At 63.0% G+C, this 17,380-nt stretch carries 17 protein-coding genes; 6 read left to right on the plus strand and 11 right to left on the minus strand.

What is annotated here, in order from left to right; translation table 11 throughout:
- Window positions 1-21: 21 nt before the first annotated feature.
- The gene (locus G9U53_RS20435; RefSeq protein ID WP_050655571.1) at window positions 22-888 is read left to right on the plus strand and encodes a DNA-formamidopyrimidine glycosylase family protein; all 867 of its coding nucleotides are present in this window, start codon (window positions 22-24) and stop codon (window positions 886-888) included.
- On the opposite strand, the gene G9U53_RS20440 is transcribed toward G9U53_RS20435, so the two are convergent.
- Entirely contained in the window at window positions 881-1,756 is an 876-nt protein-coding gene (locus tag G9U53_RS20440; RefSeq protein ID WP_007727651.1) for a LysR family transcriptional regulator, read from the minus strand. The two genes, G9U53_RS20435 and G9U53_RS20440, sit on opposite strands and share 8 nt — an antisense overlap.
- Window positions 1,757-1,828: 72 nt before the next feature.
- Here G9U53_RS20440 and G9U53_RS20445 point away from each other — a divergent pair, with 72 nt between their 5' ends.
- A complete protein-coding gene (locus G9U53_RS20445; protein WP_165639119.1) occupies window positions 1,829-3,061 on the plus strand; it encodes an MFS transporter in 1,233 nt (410 codons plus the stop codon).
- Between the two features lie 30 nt (window positions 3,062-3,091).
- Here the strand turns inward: G9U53_RS20445 and G9U53_RS20450 are convergent, their stop codons facing one another.
- The 6 genes from G9U53_RS20450 to G9U53_RS20475 all read right to left on the minus strand — a co-directional run bounded on the left by G9U53_RS20450 (window position 3,092) and on the right by G9U53_RS20475 (window position 9,054).
- On the minus strand, window positions 3,092-3,871 hold the full coding sequence (locus G9U53_RS20450; RefSeq protein ID WP_047272578.1) for a DUF427 domain-containing protein: 780 nt from the start codon (window positions 3,869-3,871) through the stop codon (window positions 3,092-3,094).
- Window positions 3,872-3,928: 57 nt separating this feature from the next.
- Window positions 3,929-4,405 (minus strand): nitroreductase/quinone reductase family protein, encoded by a 477-nt coding sequence (locus G9U53_RS20455; RefSeq protein WP_003946395.1) that lies wholly within the window; start codon window positions 4,403-4,405, stop codon window positions 3,929-3,931.
- 199 nt (window positions 4,406-4,604) lie between these two features.
- Window positions 4,605-6,413, minus strand: coding sequence for a DEAD/DEAH box helicase family protein (locus G9U53_RS20460; protein WP_058037868.1), 1,809 nt, complete (start codon window positions 6,411-6,413; stop codon window positions 4,605-4,607).
- Window positions 6,413-7,273, minus strand: coding sequence for an SDR family oxidoreductase (locus G9U53_RS20465; RefSeq protein ID WP_058037869.1), 861 nt, complete (start codon window positions 7,271-7,273; stop codon window positions 6,413-6,415). The genes G9U53_RS20460 and G9U53_RS20465 overlap by 1 nt, the downstream gene beginning before the upstream one ends.
- A 59-nt stretch (window positions 7,274-7,332) precedes the next feature.
- Complete coding sequence (locus tag G9U53_RS20470) at window positions 7,333-8,235, minus strand: dihydrodipicolinate synthase family protein (protein ID WP_058037870.1); 903 nt, start codon at window positions 8,233-8,235, stop codon at window positions 7,333-7,335.
- Between the two features lie 33 nt (window positions 8,236-8,268).
- Window positions 8,269-9,054 (minus strand): aldolase, encoded by a 786-nt coding sequence (locus G9U53_RS20475; protein WP_030534888.1) that lies wholly within the window; start codon window positions 9,052-9,054, stop codon window positions 8,269-8,271.
- Between the two features lie 166 nt (window positions 9,055-9,220).
- On the opposite strand from G9U53_RS20475, the gene G9U53_RS20480 reads away from it, so the two are divergent.
- Together G9U53_RS20480 and G9U53_RS20485 are read left to right on the plus strand one after the other, a co-directional pair.
- A complete protein-coding gene (locus G9U53_RS20480) occupies window positions 9,221-9,811 on the plus strand; it encodes an XRE family transcriptional regulator (protein ID WP_003946400.1) in 591 nt (196 codons plus the stop codon).
- A complete protein-coding gene (locus tag G9U53_RS20485; RefSeq protein ID WP_003946354.1) occupies window positions 9,808-10,233 on the plus strand; it encodes a hypothetical protein in 426 nt (141 codons plus the stop codon). Before G9U53_RS20480 ends, G9U53_RS20485 begins: the two co-directional genes overlap by 4 nt.
- A gap of 7 nt (window positions 10,234-10,240) precedes the next feature.
- Here G9U53_RS20485 and G9U53_RS20490 read toward each other — a convergent pair whose 3' ends face one another.
- Genes G9U53_RS20490 through G9U53_RS20500 form a run of 3 tightly spaced genes read right to left on the minus strand, consistent with a single transcriptional unit; the run spans window position 10,241 to window position 14,678 of the window.
- Window positions 10,241-11,713 (minus strand): carboxylesterase/lipase family protein, encoded by a 1,473-nt coding sequence (locus tag G9U53_RS20490; protein ID WP_058037871.1) that lies wholly within the window; start codon window positions 11,711-11,713, stop codon window positions 10,241-10,243.
- Entirely contained in the window at window positions 11,710-13,239 is a 1,530-nt protein-coding gene (locus G9U53_RS20495) for a carboxylesterase/lipase family protein (protein WP_058037872.1), read from the minus strand. The genes G9U53_RS20490 and G9U53_RS20495 overlap by 4 nt, the downstream gene beginning before the upstream one ends.
- Window positions 13,240-13,268: 29 nt before the next feature.
- Entirely contained in the window at window positions 13,269-14,678 is a 1,410-nt protein-coding gene (locus G9U53_RS20500; RefSeq protein WP_042449247.1) for an NAD(P)/FAD-dependent oxidoreductase, read from the minus strand.
- Between the two features lie 82 nt (window positions 14,679-14,760).
- On the opposite strand from G9U53_RS20500, the gene G9U53_RS20505 reads away from it, so the two are divergent.
- Window positions 14,761-15,513, plus strand: a complete 753-nt coding sequence (locus tag G9U53_RS20505; RefSeq protein ID WP_019744767.1) for an SDR family oxidoreductase — start codon at window positions 14,761-14,763, stop codon at window positions 15,511-15,513.
- The gene (locus G9U53_RS20510) at window positions 15,513-16,835 is read left to right on the plus strand and encodes an NAD(P)/FAD-dependent oxidoreductase (protein WP_003946361.1); all 1,323 of its coding nucleotides are present in this window, start codon (window positions 15,513-15,515) and stop codon (window positions 16,833-16,835) included. Before G9U53_RS20505 ends, G9U53_RS20510 begins: the two co-directional genes overlap by 1 nt.
- Window positions 16,836-16,838: 3 nt before the next feature.
- Here the strand turns inward: G9U53_RS20510 and G9U53_RS20515 are convergent, their stop codons facing one another.
- Complete coding sequence (locus G9U53_RS20515) at window positions 16,839-17,342, minus strand: hypothetical protein (RefSeq protein ID WP_007727629.1); 504 nt, start codon at window positions 17,340-17,342, stop codon at window positions 16,839-16,841.
- Window positions 17,343-17,380: the final 38 nt, after the last annotated feature.

The raw sequence follows: 17,380 nt of genomic DNA on the forward strand, positions 1-17,380 counted from the left end.
GGTCGGCGTTAGTCTGTTGCCATGCCTGAACTACCCGAGGTGGAAGCGCTGGCAGGGTTCCTTCGTCAGCACGCGGTCGGCGCAGTGGTGGGACGCGTCGACATCGCTGCATTGAGTGTGCTCAAGACCTTCGATCCGCCGATCACCGCTCTGCAGGGGCGTGACGTCACGGGCGCCGCCCGCTTCGGGAAGCATCTGGCTCTGGATTGCGACGGGTTGTGGTTGGTCACGCATCTCTCCCGTGCCGGCTGGATGCGCTGGCTGGACAATCCATCGGCGACGCCGCCGAAGCCGGGGAAGGGGCCGTTGGCGCTGCGCGTTCATTTCTTCACACCCGAAGGGTTGACGCCGGCATTCGATCTCACCGAAGCCGGCACCAAGAAACGCCTCGCCGTCTGGGTCGTGAACGATCCGCAGGAGGTTCCGGGCATCGCCCGGTTGGGGCCGGACGCGATGGCCGTGACCGAAGCCGAGTTCGCACAGATTCTGGGCGGAACGTCGGCGCGGATCAAGAACTCGATAGTCGAGCAGTCGTTGATCGCCGGTATCGGGAACGCCTACTCGGACGAGATCCTCCACACCGCGAAACTCTCGCCTTTCGCGACCTCGTCGCGGCTGACGCGGGATCAGATTTCGACGTTGTATGCCGTGATGCGATCTACGCTGGCCGACGCGATCGAGCGTTCGGAAGGTCAGGACGCGGCCCGGCTCAAAGGTGAGAAACGCTCGGGGATGCGAGTGCATGCTCGTACCGGACTTCCGTGCCCGGTGTGCGGTGACGTCGTACGCGAAGTGTCGTTCGCGGAGCGCTCTTTTCAATACTGCGCGACGTGCCAGACCGGCGGTAAACCGTTGGCGGACAGGCGAATGTCGAAACTGCTCAAGTAGCGAACTGCGCTGCGAGTAGTTCGACGAACTCGCGGGCGAGCGCCGACGAATGGGTGGGTTCGGTGATTGCGTGGACGATCCGATGCGGCGCATCGGTGATCGGAATACAGACCAATTCGGGGTGCAGGGCGCTCATGGACTGGGGGAGCAAACCTACGCCCAGGCCGTTGGCGGTCAGTGAACAGATCAGGTCTACCGAGTTGGCTTCAAGTGTTTTTCCCCGAGGGACCTGTGATTCGGCGAAGGCTTGGTCGGTTTGGACACGGGCCTCGCTGCCGGAGGCGAAGTCCACGAGAGTGTGATCGCGTAGGTCTTCGAGCCTGATCGACGAAGCCTGGGCGAAGGGATGGTCAGGAGCAACGAACGCTGCGGTGGGTTCACTCCACAGCGGTGCGGCGGCAAAGCTCTTGGGTAGGCGACCTGCGGCCAATCCGACAATGCCGACGTCGATTGCACCGGACCGGACTCCCTCGATAACTACTTCACTGCCGTACGGTCGCGCGGTGATGTTGATTGCAGGGTGGCGCCGTGTCAGATCTGCCAGCGCGCGTCCGACGTCGACGCGCCCCGCCGAGGTGATGGTGCCGACCGTCAACCGCACTTGCTCGTTGCTCCGTGCCGAGACATCACTGACGAGTCTCGACACGGCGCCGAGTACCTCGCGGGAGCGGGCGACAAAAACCTCGCCTGCAGCAGTCAGGCCGACGTTTCGGCTGTTCCGGTTGAACAATTCGACTCCCAGTTCCTTTTCGAGGTCTCTGATCTGGGCACTCAAGGCGGACTGGGAAACGTGCAACCGCGACGCTGCTCGGCTGAAGTGTCTGTCTTCCGCGACTGCCAGGGCGTAGCGGATGTGACGTAGTTCCATTGCACCAATCTATCGTTTCTGGAGATAGATCATGCATATCTATCTATTGGACGCGCGTCGGTGTAGGCGGTCATGCTTGACGACATGATTTCAAGCGACGCGCGTCCGAGGCTCGGACTACCGATAGTGCTGCTGATGGCTGCAGCGACGGGCCTGTGCGCGGGCGGTAACTATTTCAACCAGCCACTCCTCGATTCCATCGCAGATCACCTGAATGTGTCGGCCTCCGCAGCGGCCGCGACGGTGACCATCGCGCAGGTCGCGTATGCACTCGGATTGATACTTCTGGTTCCGGTGGGCGACATGGTGGACCGACGCAAGCTGACGGTAGGGCTCATGCTGCTGGCGGCGACCGGTCAAGCGGTCAGCGGATTTGCGCCCAACTTTGCCACGCTGGCAGTGGGAATCGCTGTCGCTGGCGTCTTTTCGGTCGCCGCCCAGGTGCTGATTCCGTTTGCCGCCTCGCTGGCCGAACCTGAGAGGTCCGGTCAGGTGGTCGGCACGATCATGAGTGGACTGCTGATCGGAATCCTGCTGGCGCGCAGCGTTGCCGGCGTCCTCTCCGGATTGGGAGGTTGGTCGACGGTATACAAGGTTGCGGCGGTGCTGATGGTGGTGATGGCCGTGGCATTGTGGCGATCTCTGCCTTCCGATTCCGCAGATCGCCCGAAGGCAAGCTACCGCGCAACGCTCGCTTCGGTAGGGAAGTTGGCTGCGACCTTGCCGCGCCTGAGAACCCGATCGGCCATGGGCGGACTGGCTTTTGCTGCTGTCAGCACCGTCTTCACGACGATGGCCTTTCTTCTGTCCGGCGAATTCGGCTACAGCGACACTCAAATCGGCTTGGTCGGACTACTCGGTGTGGCGGGAGCTTTGATGGCGACGGTGGCGGGCAGACTGGCCGATCGGGGATTGGGTCAGCTGGCGACCGGCGGCGCCATCGCGATTCTCTTGGTGTCGTGGCTTCCCTTTGTTGCCGGTGCCACCCACGTGGTGTGGTTTCTCGTTGCCATCGTCCTTGCCGACCTCGCGCTGCAGGGAGTGCACGTCAGCAACCAGAACGTGATCTACGCCCTTGTCCCCGAAGCACGTTCGCGTGTGAATTCCGTGTACATGACCACCTACTTCGTCGGTGCTGCCGTGGGCTCGGCGGTGGGGTCAGTGGTGTGGAAGTCGTACGGCTGGAACGGAGTATGCATCGCCTGGTTGGTCTTCTCCGTTGCAACGGCGATGGTGTGGGTGCATGATCGCCGACTGGAGACGGCTGAACTGCGAATCCCGGAATCCCCTGTTGCAGTGGGGTAGGCACCCACACCTTCTCGGCTCCAGCACCTTTCAGATTTCGGCACCGTCCACCAGGATCTTGCCGACGCGTTCGGGATAGAACGACACGTGGTCGTCGATCCCGGACGCTTCGGCGGTAGTGAACGGATAGAACCACGCCAGATCCTCGATCGGAGCGAGTTCGGTTGTGCCGGTGAACGACAGATACGACGCAGTGCCCTTGTAGGGGCAGGCCGTGGTGGTCGGGGACGGCGCAAAGTACTCGCTGCGAACGTCGATTCTCGGAATGTAGTACCGCGTGGGCAGTCCGGTTTCGAAGAGCAGTCTGGGTCGTCTCGTCTCGGCGACCAGTACGTCGCCGACAAAGACCTGGACGTGGCGGGACGAGGGGAGTGCGTCGATACGTACGTATGGATCGCGGGCGTGGACAAAGACCTGTTGATCCTCCTCGTACCAGGCGTCCATGCGATCCCAATAGAATGCGACGTACTCACTCAGATCCAGGGAACCGTCGAACTGTTCAGGGTAGGTCCAGACGGCGTCCTCGGCCCGGCGATCCCCGATCTCGATCGTCCAGTAGGTGGCGTCACCTTTCCATGGGCAATGGGTGGTCGTCGACGTCGGGACGAGGAATTCGGTACGAACGTCCGCGAGGGGGATGTAGTACATCGGCAGGCGGCCGCGTTCGAAAAGGTATACCGAACGAGTGGTGTCTGCGACGGCGTGACCAGCGAAGAAGGCTCGAATTCGGCGGGGGTTCGGCTCCAGTGCGATCCGCCCGTTGGAAGCTGTGATCTGTGTGTCTTCTGCGTGAGTCAGTGCTGTGGACATTCGCGAATGCTCCTGAGATCGGCAGGGTGGTCCTTCCCATCCTGCGCCCGGCAGCAGTTATTTGACAGGTTGGAGTCGAAATACGCGGATCTGGCGCCCGAATGCTCGATCGGCGTAGGTTTCGTACGGCGGCCACGTGGTGGTCGCGAGCTCCCACAGTTTCTTACGCGTGGCGCCCTCCGCCAGACTCGCACCGACCGGTATTTCGACGCCCTTCACTGTCACGATCGCGGTGGGGTTTGCCATCAAATTGAGTGTCCATGCTGGATGCGTATCCTGCCCCCAGTTCGAACCGACGACGACAAACGCATCGCCGTCGGGTGCGTACAGGAGTGGCGTGGTGCGAGAACGGCCGGTCTTACGGCCCGTCGTGGTGAGCAGTAGCTGAGTCACGGTGTTCTCTCCGACCAGCGAGAGCTTGCCTCCCGACACTCTCTGCACTGCTCGATCGAGCGGAACCAGATCCTTGCCGAGATCCGAGAACCATTGTGTATGGCCGACATTGCGCATCAATGACCGGTAGATATTGCGCATCGGACCCCTCGCATTCTCGGCACTGTTTCGAGGCTGGTGCACCTCGACTCGGAAGAGTCTGCCACGTCAGGTCACAGATACCTGAGTCCCAAGGTCCCGAAAGGAATGAAGCGGTCAGCCGAATTCGGTTTTGGTGGAGTGGAATTGGGGCATACCGCCGAAACCGTTCGTTTGTGCGCGTTGGACGGTCGTTGGAAGATCAACCCTCCGAGGTCAAGACATCAGGCTCGAGCCACTCGACGCCGAGCAGTTCGGACAGCGACCGCAGACCGGATCGATCACCACCTTTCAGACCTGTGACCGAATTGAGATTGCGCAACATGACCGTGGCGACGTCCTCTTCCTTGGTGCCCACGCCGAAGGGTATGACCCACGGGCACGTCTGGTAGTCGCGATGCGACCGACCGAACGTCTGTTCTGCCGCGATCCCTGAGTATCGCGGTTGATGAAAGATTCCCGTCCGTGGCAACGGGGACGCGTGAGTGCCGTCCGGGAGTGCTTCGTTGGCATGGAGCGAGATCGAGGTCGTGACATTGAAGACGATGACCGGTGCGTCCCCGCGTTGAAACCGCAGACGTTGACCCTCCTTGTCCGGCACCGCACCGAACAGTTTTGCCACCGAGATCCCGGCGTCTTCGATCATCTCGACCAGTGGATCACCTGCCGTGGAGACGAATTCGACGGCCGCCAACACCTGCTTGCCTGCCTTGACCTGCGCCTGCGCCCACTGGGCCGTCGACTCGGCGCGGATCATGCCCGCTTTCTGTCGGTAGCGCAGAACCAGCGCACGGCCGCGCGCGATGTTGCGACTCTTGCGGGCCAATCCCATTTCGTAGGCGTACTCGGCCCACTCCGTCTCGTACTCGGCGCGCTGGGCATGGGTGAGGTCGATCGGCATACCGTCGAGCGGAACAGGTCCCCACGGAGTCGGTCGATGAATCATCAAGGGCGGTTTGCTGTTCGACATCCACCCACGCACGGTCTCGAGCGCGCGAGATTGCAGCGTAGGTGATTCCTTCGCCTCTGCGCTCCACGTCCACTTCCCGTAGGACTTGTCCAGCGGAAGGCCGGACTCGACCAGCCTGGCGCCCAGGTCGGACCAGTACTCCGAAGGTTCTGAATGCAGCTGCGCGAAAAGCGGTGCCAGGTAACGCTGGTCGGCCGGCGTGTGTCCCGGTGTTGCCGTCACGGACAGGACGAACGGCGCTTGCTCGTGAGCATTCGAAAAGCGCGCGACCTTCTCGAATGCCGCCGTGCGCTGTGTGTCGTTGCTGTACAGCTGGGCCTCGTCGGCAATCACCACACCGAACGTGTACTTGGGGCGGCCGTTTCGCGCGATCAGCTTCTTCAATTGGTCAGGCGACATGATCAACCAGCGGAATCCACCGTCGCCCACCGAGGCGATGGAATAGCGCCAATGCGGAATGGTGATCTGTGCGGGTCGATCGACGAGGACGAGGATGTTGGTTTCGCCGCGCTCCTCGGCAATCGTCTTGGCAGACATCACTGCGATCAGCGTCTTACCCAGGCCTGCATTGTCTGCCAACAGAAATCCGCGTTTGCCGGCGCGAGCGGCATCGACGACGGCTGCAGCCCCCGAAACCTGCTCGGGCCGAGGAATTTTGGGTGCAGCAACGGGACGTTCACCGGTGCTGTCATTGATGTCGTCCTCTACCCACTGCTGATAAGAGAAGGGGAGTGCCTTGAATGGAGCGAGTTCTACGGGCAACTCCGCACCGACCCACGCGTAGCTCTTCCATTTCTTGACGAACTGCGCACCAGGCGCCGGCGTCCGAAAGGGAACGTCGAGGAGCCAGACTCTCTCACCAGGGCCGGCAGTCGGCACATCCGGCATCGTCGCGCGTGAGCTCTTCTTTGCGACAGTCTTCTTCGGGGCGGTCTTTCTGGTCGTGTTCCTCTTGGGTGCAGCCTTCTTCGGTGCAGCCTTCTGCGGTGCAGCCTTCTTTGCGGCAGCCTTGCGTGCCGTGGTTGCTTTGCGTGGTGGCATCAGGCGGTTTCTGCTGTGAGGAATTCACGCAGCGTGAGCGCAGGCCGGCCGACAAGGTCCTCCACGGTGCCCGTGATCAGCGCCAATTCACCCTGCGCGATTGCGGTGTACGTCGACACCCATGCGTCGAGTTCCCAAGCGGGTGCGTTGTACGACGCCCGCGATTCGTAAGCTTCCTCGAGCGTTTCCTCGACGTACGTGGTCCGCTTGCCGGTGACTTCGGTGATGATGCTCGCGGCCTCGGAGAGCGTCAGTGCCTCCCGTCCGGTCAGGTTGTACGTCTGTCCGACATGAGAATCCAGATCCTGCAGAACCGACACAGCGACGGCAGCAATGTCGGAGCGCGCTACCGCGCCGACGAGACCGTCCCCTGCGGGTCCGCGGATCACACCGTCTTCACCGGCGAGAGCGGGTAGGAAATCGAGGTAGAAGCTGTCGCGCAGGAAGGTGAATGCGAGCCCGGAAGCGCGGATATGTTCTTCGGTGACCCAGTGATCGCGAGCGAGCGTGAACGTCGCGTCCGGAGCAGCGCCGAGGAAAGACGTGTACACGATGTGCCTGACCCCGGCCTCCGCTGCGGCGTCGATGAAGGTGCGGTGCTGATCCAGACGATCTGCGCTTTCGGCCGCCGAGACCATGAAGAGGGTGTCGATTCCGGCCAGAGCCGCGAGAGCGCGCTTCTGATCCCCGTACGTGGTCTCGGCCGAATCGGCACCGGGGAGCTGCGGTAATCGGTTGACCGACCGTGCGATCAGCCGCTGTGGGACACCGGCGTCGGCCAACGACCGGGCCGCCAGTCCGCCGATATGACCGGTCGCGCCGGTGACGGCGATCCTCGCAGACCGTGAATCTACGGACATGGTGCCCCTCCTTCGGTCGGTGTGCATCCCATCTTGCCGGAACCCACTCCCACGTCAGGTCACGACGCGACGATTACACCGCGAGCCACCGACAGAGCGTCGGACAAAGCTGTCCTGGTGTTGTCGTCGAGGGACAGCAGGGGCCGGCGGGGAAGGCCGGCGTCGACGCCGAGAGATTCCAACCCGGCTTTGACCGTCGACGGCAGTCCGCGACTGACGAGGACCTTCAGTAGCGGCTCGATCTGTTCGAACACAGCGGCGGCACCCGACCGATCACCGGATTCGAGTAGACGCCAGAAGTGCACCACCTGTTCGGGGGCCAGACACGGGGCTGCCGTGCACCATCCGCTTGCACCGGCAGAGAAAGATTGCAGTGCAAGAGGATTGCTGCCGTTGAAGAAGGGGATCGTGCCACCGCTCAGTTCGTTGATGCGGTTCATCCGGGTGATGTCGCCGGTGGATTCCTTGATCATCGTGATGCCGTCGACGGTGGAGACGAGATCGACGAGAAACTCCGGCGACATGTCGATCCCGGTGGTGGCCGGATTGTTGTAGATCATCGTGGGAATGTCGACGGAATCGGCCACCGCGGTGACGTGTTCACGAATCTCCTGCTCACCCAGATGCCAGTACGACGTGGGGAGGAGCATCATTGCGTCGGCTCCGGCGTCTGCCGCGATCGATGCTCGGCGGAGTGCTCCCGCCGTCGTCAGATCCGACACTCCGACGACGGTGGGGACTCGGCGGTCGACGTAGTCGACAGTCTCCCGAGCGACCGTCTCCCACTCTGCATCGTCGAGATAGGCGCTCTCGCCGGTACTGCCGAGTGGGGCTATCGCGTCGACACCACTGCTGATCATGCTGTCGAGGAGCGTGTGTAGCGGCTTGGGGTCGAATGCTCCGGTGTCCCGGTCGAACGGGGTGATGGGATAGGCGACGATTCCCTTGATGGTGCTGCTCATGAGGCTCTCAGTTCTGTTGGTGGGAAACAAAAGTCAGTTGGTCAGTGTGTCGGGATGATTGCGGAGAGCGCGACGGGCGTAGTAAGCGAAGTTCGCCTCGCTGCGCCGAGGAGTCAGTGTCCAATCGTGTGCCTCCTTCGCCAGGCGAGGCGGTAGCGGCTTGATGTCTCCGGCAGCCATCGCCAGCAACTGCAGTCTGGCCGCTCGCTCGATCAGATGCCCGAGAGAGCATGCCTCTTCGACCGTGTTGCCGACGACGAGTTGGCCGTGGTGGGCGAGCAGAATTGCCCGCTTGTCGCCGAGTGCAGCCGAAATGATCTCGCCCTCCTCGTTTCCCACGGGAACCCCGGGCCAGTCGGCGAGAAATGCGCAGTCGTCGTAGAGCGGCGCGATGTCCATTTGGGAGACGACGAGGGGAATCTCGAGCATCGACAGCGCCGTCGCATGTAGTGGGTGTGTGTGGACGATGCAGTTGACGTCGGGTCGTGCGCGGTAGATCCAACTGTGGAACCTGTTGGCGGGGTTCGGCATGCCCTCCCCGTCGAGGACTTCGAGATCCTCGTTGACGAGCAGGAGGTTGTCCTCGGTGATCTCGTCGAACCCGAGGCCGAGTCGCTGTGTGACAAACGTTCCCGGCTGCCCACCGCGGGCGGAGATCTGTCCGGCAAGGCCGGAGTCGTGGCCGGCGTCCGACAGTGCCCGGCAGGTCAGTGCGATCTTCTGTCGAAGAGTCCAACTACCTGTCGTTACTTCGGTGAGCATCTTCGTCTCGGCGGTGGCCATGAGTTCCTGCTTGCTCGCATGCATCGTGTCGGTCATGGGGTGTGCCTTTCTCGGGACCCGGAAATCAATGACATTCAGTCACCTATAAGACACAAAGTGTCATATAGGACGGAAATGTGCAACCTTCGATTCCTGCATCGCTGATCGCCGCAGGTCAATGTATTGGTAAGGTGATGACACAAAGTCTCGTGAGGGGAACCGAATGGCAGCGTTTTTGCGAACACATCGGCGTCGCGCCGGTCTGACGCTCGAGGGCCTGGCCGAGCAGACCGGTCTGACGAAGAGCTATCTCTCCAAGGTCGAGCGGGGTATCAGTACCCCGTCGATCGCGGTGGCACTCAAGATTGCGCGTGTGCTCGACGCCGATGTGGGGCAACTGTTCTCGGACAGTATGGAGGGAAATGCCATGACGATCGTGCGCGCGAAGGACCGCGTGATCGACCCGGCCAACTCCGTGCAGTCTTCCGTCTACGATCCGATCGCGCCCTCACTGGTCGGAAAGGCCATGCAGCCGTTCGTGGTTCATCCGGCCTCGGTGATGGGTCCCAAGTTCATGGACCACACGGGAGAGGAGTTCGTGTTCGTGCATTCCGGATCCGTAGAATTCGAAATCCCCGGGCAGACGATGCACCTCGACGCCGGCGACAGCTTGTACTTCGACGCGAATACGCCGCACCGGATGCGGTCGGTGTCGGCGGATCGTGCGGTGGTGCTGGTTGTCGTCTACGACAAGCCTTCGGCTGGATCACCCAGCGGTGACTCGCTGGAAACGCACTGCGGGGTGGGCAGATGACGCTGGGGATCGACACGACACTGACGCTTCTCGCTGCCGGTCTGATCTTCCTTCTCTCCCTGTGCCTGGGAATCTGGAAATACCGACAGATGGCCACTTCGGACAATCACCTCGCCCATCCGTATGTCGACATCGCACACCGCGCTGCCCTGATGTACTCGTTTGCGACGCTGCTGATCGCGGTGTTCGTCGAACTCAGTGCGTGGCCGACGTGGATCAACCTGACCAGTGCCGCAGTGGTCGTGTTCTTCTTTCTCGCAGCGATATTCAGCTACATCGCTCACGGTGCGATGAAGGACACCGACAATCAGTTCGAGTCCGCCGGTCCGCCCCTGCACCTCGGGATGTTTCTGCTGATCCTCGGTGAGGTGGGCGGATTTGCCGTCCTACTCGCAGGTTTCGTGAAAGGTCAGTTCTTCTGATCGGGCTTCAGCGCCTGTGCTCGTAGCCGATCCAAGCCCGTCGACGCTCACCCATCGGGTCGTTCTCCACTCGGGACGTCTCGTCGAAGATCATTGTTTGCCGCTCCGGTACGGAGTAGGCGGGCCAATCCCGGTCCGGCACTCCGTGGCGGGCGAAATGGATCCAGTGGCGCTGCATGGTGGAGGTCACCGCAGTCAGTCCGCGGCGCCCACCGACCGCGGTCAAGGCCGCGGTGAGTGCATCCGAACGCCCGAAGACCGCAAGCAATTCGGTGGCGTGGGTAGCGCCCATGCCGATGAGTCTGAGCAGGCGAGGCGCAAAATCGTAGCGGTAACTGTAGGTAGGAGCTACCTGGCAATGACCCTGTGCGCAGAGTATCGCGGGCTCCCAGAACGTGATGTCGCCGCCGAGATCTGCGGCAGCAAACCGGTGCGGATACGTGGGATACGCCGCGAGCGCACGTGCTTTCACTTCAGGGGTGGTGTGGGAGAACATCTTCTCGATCCGAACCGGGTCGGTAGGCAAGATGTCGAGAACGCGCGGGAAGATTCTTCCCTCGTGGAGATTCGAACCGACGAGCAGCGGAACGGGGTGGGCGCGTCCGGCGGCGAACACGTCGAGCGGGTGTTCGGGAAGGACGTCGTCACCCACCACGGGGGCAAATGCCCGCGTTCCGGGTTCTTCGTCCGCGCCGCGGCGCGCAAGTTCTTCGCCGGCATCGACCAGGTCCTTCACCGAAGCGGAGCGCAGCCACGATGCCGGATCGGCGTCCGGAGCCTGTGCGATCTCGAGGAACTCGCGTGCCCAACGGTGCGCTCGCTCTTTTCCGTATGCCGAAGCAGCCGGCGGACTTTGAGCGATGGCCTGGGCGAACAGCCCTCGTGCCGCCGGCGTTGCCATCAGAGTGGTGACCGCGTTGGCGCCGGACGATTCACCGAAGACGGTGACGGCGTTCGGGTCGCCACCGAAAGCGGCGATGTTGCGTTGGACCCACGTCAGCGCGGCGATCTGATCGCGCAATCCGAGGTTCGTCTCGAATGATCTTTCCGCAGTGGAATATTCACTGAAATCGAGGTAGCCCAACGCGCCGAGACGATATTGGATCGAGACGTAGACGATGTCGCCACGTTCGACCAGGCTCGTTCCGCGGTACATGGGCGTCGACGGATTCCCGCCGTTGTACGCGCCGCCGTGAATGAAAACCATGACCGGTCGCAACGAATCCGACGGTACCTGCGGAGCCACGACATTGACGAAGAGTGAGTTCTCGTCGAAATTGCTCTTGCGCTGCGGAGACGGAGAGCCGAATGCTTCCGCCGGGCGGACACCATGCCAAGCCTCGACCGGCTGCGGTGCGCGAAATCTCCGAGGACCGGTCGGGGCCGTTGCGTAGGGGATTGCTCGCCAGGTGCGCAGTCCTCGATCGAGGCGCCCGCGTACGACCCCGGAATCGAGAGTGATCTCGAGGGGGCTCGTCACGGTAGGGAGATGTCGGTGCCGTGGCTACGGTAACCGCTGTATCCCGCCCAGGCCAAGCGTTGTTCACGTCTGGGATCGTTCTCGACGCGGACGATCTCGTCGAAGATCATGGTCCGACGCTCCTGCCCCTCGTAGCGCGGCCACGATCCGCGCGGCGAGCCGTGCTCGGCGAAGTGAAGCCAGTGTCCCTGAACAGATTCGGTGACTGCGCGCAGTCCGCGTCGACCGCCGGGAAGGGTGAGGCCGCGCCCGACAAGGGTGTCACCGATGCCGAAGACTGCAAACATCTCGAATCCGTGTGTGGCGTCGAGGCCGAGCCAGCGCATCATCGTCGGCGCGAAGTCGAATCGGTAGGCGTACGTCGGCGCCGATTGTGCGTGCGCTTGCATCAACTCCACGGACGGGTGCCAGAACGTGACGTCTCCGCCGACGTCGATCGCGGACTGCTCGTCCGGGTAGCCGGGATAGGTCGCGAGGATGCGCTTCCCGGCCTCGGGATCGGTGAGGGCAAACATGGTGTCGATGCGCGACGGGTTGGTCGGAAGTGCGTCGAGCACCTTCGGGAACAGCGTCCCCTCCCGTCTGTTGGTGCCGATGATCATCGGCACCTGGTGTGCCGATCCTTCTTTGAATGCGTCCAAGGGGGAGCGCGGCAGGAAGTCGCCGTCGACGACCGGTCCGAAGGGATGTAGTCCAGGTGTGTTCGCGAGTACCTCGGCGCCCAGTCTGCTTCCGGCTCTGCCCAATTCGACGGCTGTCGCCGAGGTCAGGGCCTTCGCGGGTGGTAGGCCGGAATTGAGGATCTCGACGAAACGCGCGCCCCAGGCATGCGATCGCTGCGTGCTCGAGACCAGATCCGGAGCCGAACTCTCGGCGATAGCGCCGGCGAAGAGTCCCTTGGCGGCCGGAGTCGCCATCAGGGTGGTGACGGCGGTGGCTCCGGCGGATTCACCGAAAATCGTGACTTTTTCAGGATCCCCACCGAAGGCGGCGATGTTGCGTTGCACCCACTGCAGGGCCGCGACCTGATCGCGCAGTCCGAGGTTGGAGTCGAATACGCGCTCGGATGTGGAGAACGGGGTGAAATCGAGGTAGCCCAGAGCGCCGAGTCGGTAGTTGATCGAGACGTAGACGACGTCGCCGTGTTCGACGAGGGACACGCCCGAGTACAAGCCGGTGGCCGAGGTCCCGATGGTGTTTGCCCCACCGTGGATGAAAACCATGACGGGACGCGGAGTATTGCCGGTGTTCGCGGGGGCGAGCACGTTGAGCGTCAGGCAGTCCTCGCTGCTCGGCTGGTACTTCCCGGGCGCGAGCAACAGCCCCTTCTTGTGTTGGACAGACGCGTCGCCGAACCTGGTCGCGTCGCGTTCTCCGGTCCACGGCGTGACCGGCTGGGGTCGCGTCAGACGCAGTGTTCCGACCGGCGGCCGGGCGTAGGGAATTCCGCGCCAGGCACGAAGTTTTCCCACCCGGCGGCCGCGCAGGGTGCCGTCGGCCGTGGTCACAAGTATGTCGGACGCCATGTCGCGACTATACGTACTTCGGGAGCGCGTCAGCGGCGAGCCTCCAGCAATCGAAGCCAGACTTCACTGACCGTCGGATACGAGGGCACCGCATGCCAGAGAGTTTCCAGTGGTACGGCGCCGACGACCGCGATTGTCGCCGCATGCACCAGCTCGGATACTTCGGGCCCGGCGAAGGTAGCGCCGAGGATCACGTCGGTGGCCTTGTCGATCACCAACTTCGCGCGCCCCGAGTAGTCGTCGCGCAGCAGCGAAGATCCCGCGACGGCGAGTTCGATCTCCACGACTTCGACGTCGTAGCCGTCGTCGCGAGCTTTCTTCTCGGTGCGTCCCACCCAGGCGATTTCGGGTGAGGTGAACACCACCTGGGGGACCTGTCCGTTGTCCGCCGACGCCGTGTACCGAGGTCCCCTGAGTCCGCGGCTCTCGGCCCGCGCGGCGATGACGTCTCCGCAGACTCTCGCCTGATACTTGCCCATGTGGGTGAGGGGAGAACGACCGTTGATGTCGCCGACGGCGTAGAGCCACTCACCTTGGGCACAGAGGTGATCGTCAGTGGTGACGTACTTGCCGTCCTCGAGGCCGATGACGGACAAGCCGAGATCGGCAGATGTCGGCCCGCGGCCCGCCGCGACGATGACCTCGTCGACTTCGATCACGCCGGACGATGTCTCGATGCTGACGGGTCCACCGTGGATGTGACCTTCGCCGGTGTCCTTGGCATCGGGGCGTGAGACCGAGTTGACGGCAGTGCTCAGTCGAACGTCCACACCGCGGGCGCCGAGTGCTTCGGCCACCATCGTTCCGGCAAACGGTTCTGCTGATTTCAACAGAGCATCGCCCCTCACGAGCAACGTCACGTGAGCGCCGAACGACGACAACCACGTTGCGCACTCCGTTGCGACCACTCCGCCGCCGATGACCGCCACTCGCGACGGAACCTCGTGCAGGTTGGTGGCGTCGCGCGAGGTCCACGGGAGTGCCTCGCGCAATCCCGGTGTCTTCGGGACGGTGGCGGTCGTTCCCGTGGCGAGTACGACGGCCTGGCGGGCACGGAGCTTACGGGTCCCGTCGACGGTCACTGCTCGCTCGCCGTCGATGACCCCGTGGCCTTTGATCACGGTGATGCCCGCGGAGGTTGCCCAGTCGACCTGGGACGAATCGTCGTGGTTGTGGGTGAACGAGTCGCGCCGTTTCAGAATGGCATCGACGTCCAGCGGTCCGGCCGGGATCCCGGGCAAGGCGTCGGCCGCCTCGAGGACCTGCCCCGGGCGCAGTAGTGCCTTGCTGGGCATACAGGCCCAATACGAGCATTCACCACCGACCAGTTCGTGTTCCACGATTGCGGCGGTGCGATTACTTCCGGCGATGGCGTATGCGGCGGCGTTCTCGCCGGCGGGCCCACCGCCGATCACGATGACATCGAATTCGTCGGTCATTGCTCCACGGTATGCCGGATCGGTCCGAGTTCGCTCGGTTACTGCCGGGTACGAGAGCTCGATGGTGGCTACAGTTGCACCCATGACGCGGCAGAAGATTTTGATCACCGGTGCCAGTTCGGGTCTGGGGGAGGAGATGGCCAGGAGATTCGCCGCGGCCGGTCGCGACCTCGCGCTGTGTGCCCGGCGGACGGATCGTCTCGACACGCTGCGAGGGGAGTTGGTGGCGCAGTACCCGTCGATCAGCGTCGCAGTGCGCGAACTCGATGTGACCGAACACGATTCCGTCGTCCGGGTTTTCGGTGAGCTGCGCGACGAGTTGGGTGGCCTGGACCGGGTGATCGTGAACGCCGGGCTCGGCAAGGGCGCCAAGATCGGAACCGGAAAAGCGCACGCGAATCTTGCAACAGCGCAGACGAATTTTGTCGGCGCGCTGTCGCAGTGTGAAGCTGCGCTCGAGATCTTCCGCGCGCAGGACGCCGGACACCTGGTTCTCGTGTCCTCGATAAGCGCGGATCGGGGGCTACCCGGGCCAAAAGCGGCCTATTCGGCAAGCAAGGCCGGGGTAGCGGCTCTGGGTGAGGCGCTCAGTATCGAGTTGGCGCGCACACCTATTCGGGTCACCACCCTGCTGCCGGGCTTCATCAAGACCGACATGTCCGCCGGCGCCGGCGACGACGCAGCGCTCATGGCCAGTCTGGACGAAGGCGTCAGTGCCATGGTCGACGCCATCGAGAAGGAAACCACACGAGCGGCGCTACCCGGCCTCAAGTGGCAAGGGATAGATGCGGCCCTACGATTCCTGCCCAACTCCGTGACAGCGAGGTTTGTCTGATGAGCATCCACATCTCGAACGGTAAGCCCCGCGTAGTGATCGTCGGTGGCGGCTTCGGTGGACTGTACGCAGCGAGACGGCTCAAGAAGGCCGACGTCGAGGTGGTTCTGATCGACCGAGGGACCAGCCACGTCTTCCAGCCCCTGCTATACCAGTGCGCCACGGGTCTGCTCTCCGAAGGGCAGATCGCAAGTCCGCTGCGACATCTGCTCGAGGACAACAAGAACACGAACGTCGTTCTGGGCGAGGCCAAGTCGGTGGACGCCGACGCCGGGATACTGACTGCCAGTCGCTTCGACGGGTCGACCTTCGAATTGCCGTACGACTACCTGATCGTGGCGGCTGGAATGCGCCAGTCCTACCACGGCCAGGACGAGTTCATCAAATGGGCGCCCGGCATGAAAACCCTCGACGACGCTTTGGCGATCAGGCGCAGTCTCATTGCTGCGTTCGAGATGGCCGAATCGCTCCCGACTGCGGAAGAACGTCGACCGTGGCTGACATTCGCCGTGGCGGGCGGCGGACCCACCGGCGTCGAATTAGCCGGACAGATCCGCGAATTGGCGATGCACGCGCTCACCAACGAGTTCCGGTCCATCGACCCTGACGAGGCAAGGGTACTGCTCTTCCACGGCGACGATCGGGTGCTCCCTTCGTTCAGTCGCAAGCTCTCGGCCGCCGCCAAACGTACTCTCGACGGGATCGGCGTCGAGACTCACCTCGGCGTGCACGTCACCGACGTGTGCGAGACCAGCATCGAGACGACGGACAAGAAGACAAAAGAGAAGCGGCAGTACGAGACCCGCACGATTCTGTGGACCGCGGGCGTCGAAGCAGTGCCGTTCGCCGAGGCACTGGCCACGGCGCTGGGTGTGAAGCAGGTCGGCGGTGGCCGCATCGAGGTGGAAGCCGATCTGACCGTTCCCGGCCACCCGAACGTCTACGTGGTGGGCGACCTCATGTCGCGGGACAAACTTGCCGGGGTGGCCGAGGTCGCGATGCAGGGTGGTCGGCACGCCGGTGCCCGGATCGCTGCAACCGTGGAAAACGGAGTGCCCAGCCGAAAACCGTTCAAGTACCGCGATCTTGGAACCGCGGCCTACATTTCGCGACGCCACGCGTTGCTTCAGGCAGGGCCGGTCCAGTTGTCCGGGTTCATCGGATGGGTGTCATGGGGAATCATCCACATCGCGTTCCTCGCGGGGTTCCGCAATCGCGCCAGCACGGTGCTGAACTGGGGCGCAACCCTGGCGTCGAAGACGCGTCGGGAACGGGCAATCACGTACGGCGACCCCGAAACCGCTCGGCAGCCGTACAACTGAGGGTTACTCGGTCTTGAATACGGGGTTTCCGGCGGTGTCGATCATCCACCACAGGCTGCCGACGCTCTGTCCGAGCATGTCGCCGGGAACCTTGTCGTCGAGGTACCGATAGACGGGCTTGCCGTTGACGGTGATCTGGAAAGATCCTTCCGGCCCGTCGATGGTACCGATGACAGCGTCGATTCCTTCGACGATCGGCGAATCCGTGACCGAGGTGACCGCCGGCCAGTAACGCAGGCACGCTTCGTCGCACGACCCGGCTTGTGAGTTCTCCTCGTCCGGGTTGTAGACGTAGACGGTCATGCCTTCGCCGTCGACGGCGATCGTCCCGAGTGGGGAGTCGGCGGTCTTCAGCAGGGGTGCATCAGCGGCGGCGGGTGGCGACAGCGACGTCGAAATGGCAGTGACGTTGTCTGCGCTGTCCCCGGAATCGAGGGCGTCGGGCGAGCAACCGGTGAGGATCAGGGCGGTACTCGCAACTGTCGCGAACAACCACTGTCTGCGCATGACGTCTCCGTTCTGGGCGGGAGTGCTCGGGACAAGCA

Source organism: Rhodococcus sp. D-46, assembly GCF_011290655.1.
Lineage (GTDB): Bacteria > Actinomycetota > Actinomycetes > Mycobacteriales > Mycobacteriaceae > Rhodococcus_F > Rhodococcus_F qingshengii.

Excerpts from the sequence above, each read along its gene's own strand:
- G9U53_RS20510 (WP_003946361.1), top strand. The coding sequence starts at position 15,513 with ATGAGCATCCACATCTCGAACGGTAAGCCCCGCGTAGTGATCGTCGGT.
- G9U53_RS20485 (WP_003946354.1), top strand. The coding sequence starts at position 9,808 with ATGACGCTGGGGATCGACACGACACTGACGCTTCTCGCTGCCGGTCTG.
- G9U53_RS20515 (WP_007727629.1), bottom strand. The coding sequence starts at position 17,342 with ATGCGCAGACAGTGGTTGTTCGCGACAGTTGCGAGTACCGCCCTGATC.
- G9U53_RS20505 (WP_019744767.1), top strand. The coding sequence starts at position 14,761 with ATGACGCGGCAGAAGATTTTGATCACCGGTGCCAGTTCGGGTCTGGGG.
- G9U53_RS20435 (WP_050655571.1), top strand. The coding sequence starts at position 22 with ATGCCTGAACTACCCGAGGTGGAAGCGCTGGCAGGGTTCCTTCGTCAG.
- G9U53_RS20455 (WP_003946395.1), bottom strand. The coding sequence starts at position 4,405 with ATGCGCAATATCTACCGGTCATTGATGCGCAATGTCGGCCATACACAA.
- G9U53_RS20460 (WP_058037868.1), bottom strand. The coding sequence starts at position 6,413 with ATGCCACCACGCAAAGCAACCACGGCACGCAAGGCTGCCGCAAAGAAG.
- G9U53_RS20470 (WP_058037870.1), bottom strand. The coding sequence starts at position 8,235 with ATGAGCAGCACCATCAAGGGAATCGTCGCCTATCCCATCACCCCGTTC.
- G9U53_RS20450 (WP_047272578.1), bottom strand. The coding sequence starts at position 3,871 with ATGTCCACAGCACTGACTCACGCAGAAGACACACAGATCACAGCTTCC.
- G9U53_RS20480 (WP_003946400.1), top strand. The coding sequence starts at position 9,221 with ATGGCAGCGTTTTTGCGAACACATCGGCGTCGCGCCGGTCTGACGCTC.
- G9U53_RS20500 (WP_042449247.1), bottom strand. The coding sequence starts at position 14,678 with ATGACCGACGAATTCGATGTCATCGTGATCGGCGGTGGGCCCGCCGGC.
- G9U53_RS20495 (WP_058037872.1), bottom strand. The coding sequence starts at position 13,239 with ATGGCGTCCGACATACTTGTGACCACGGCCGACGGCACCCTGCGCGGC.
- G9U53_RS20440 (WP_007727651.1), bottom strand. The coding sequence starts at position 1,756 with ATGGAACTACGTCACATCCGCTACGCCCTGGCAGTCGCGGAAGACAGA.
- G9U53_RS20445 (WP_165639119.1), top strand. The coding sequence starts at position 1,829 with ATGCTTGACGACATGATTTCAAGCGACGCGCGTCCGAGGCTCGGACTA.
- G9U53_RS20475 (WP_030534888.1), bottom strand. The coding sequence starts at position 9,054 with ATGACCGACACGATGCATGCGAGCAAGCAGGAACTCATGGCCACCGCC.
- G9U53_RS20465 (WP_058037869.1), bottom strand. The coding sequence starts at position 7,273 with ATGTCCGTAGATTCACGGTCTGCGAGGATCGCCGTCACCGGCGCGACC.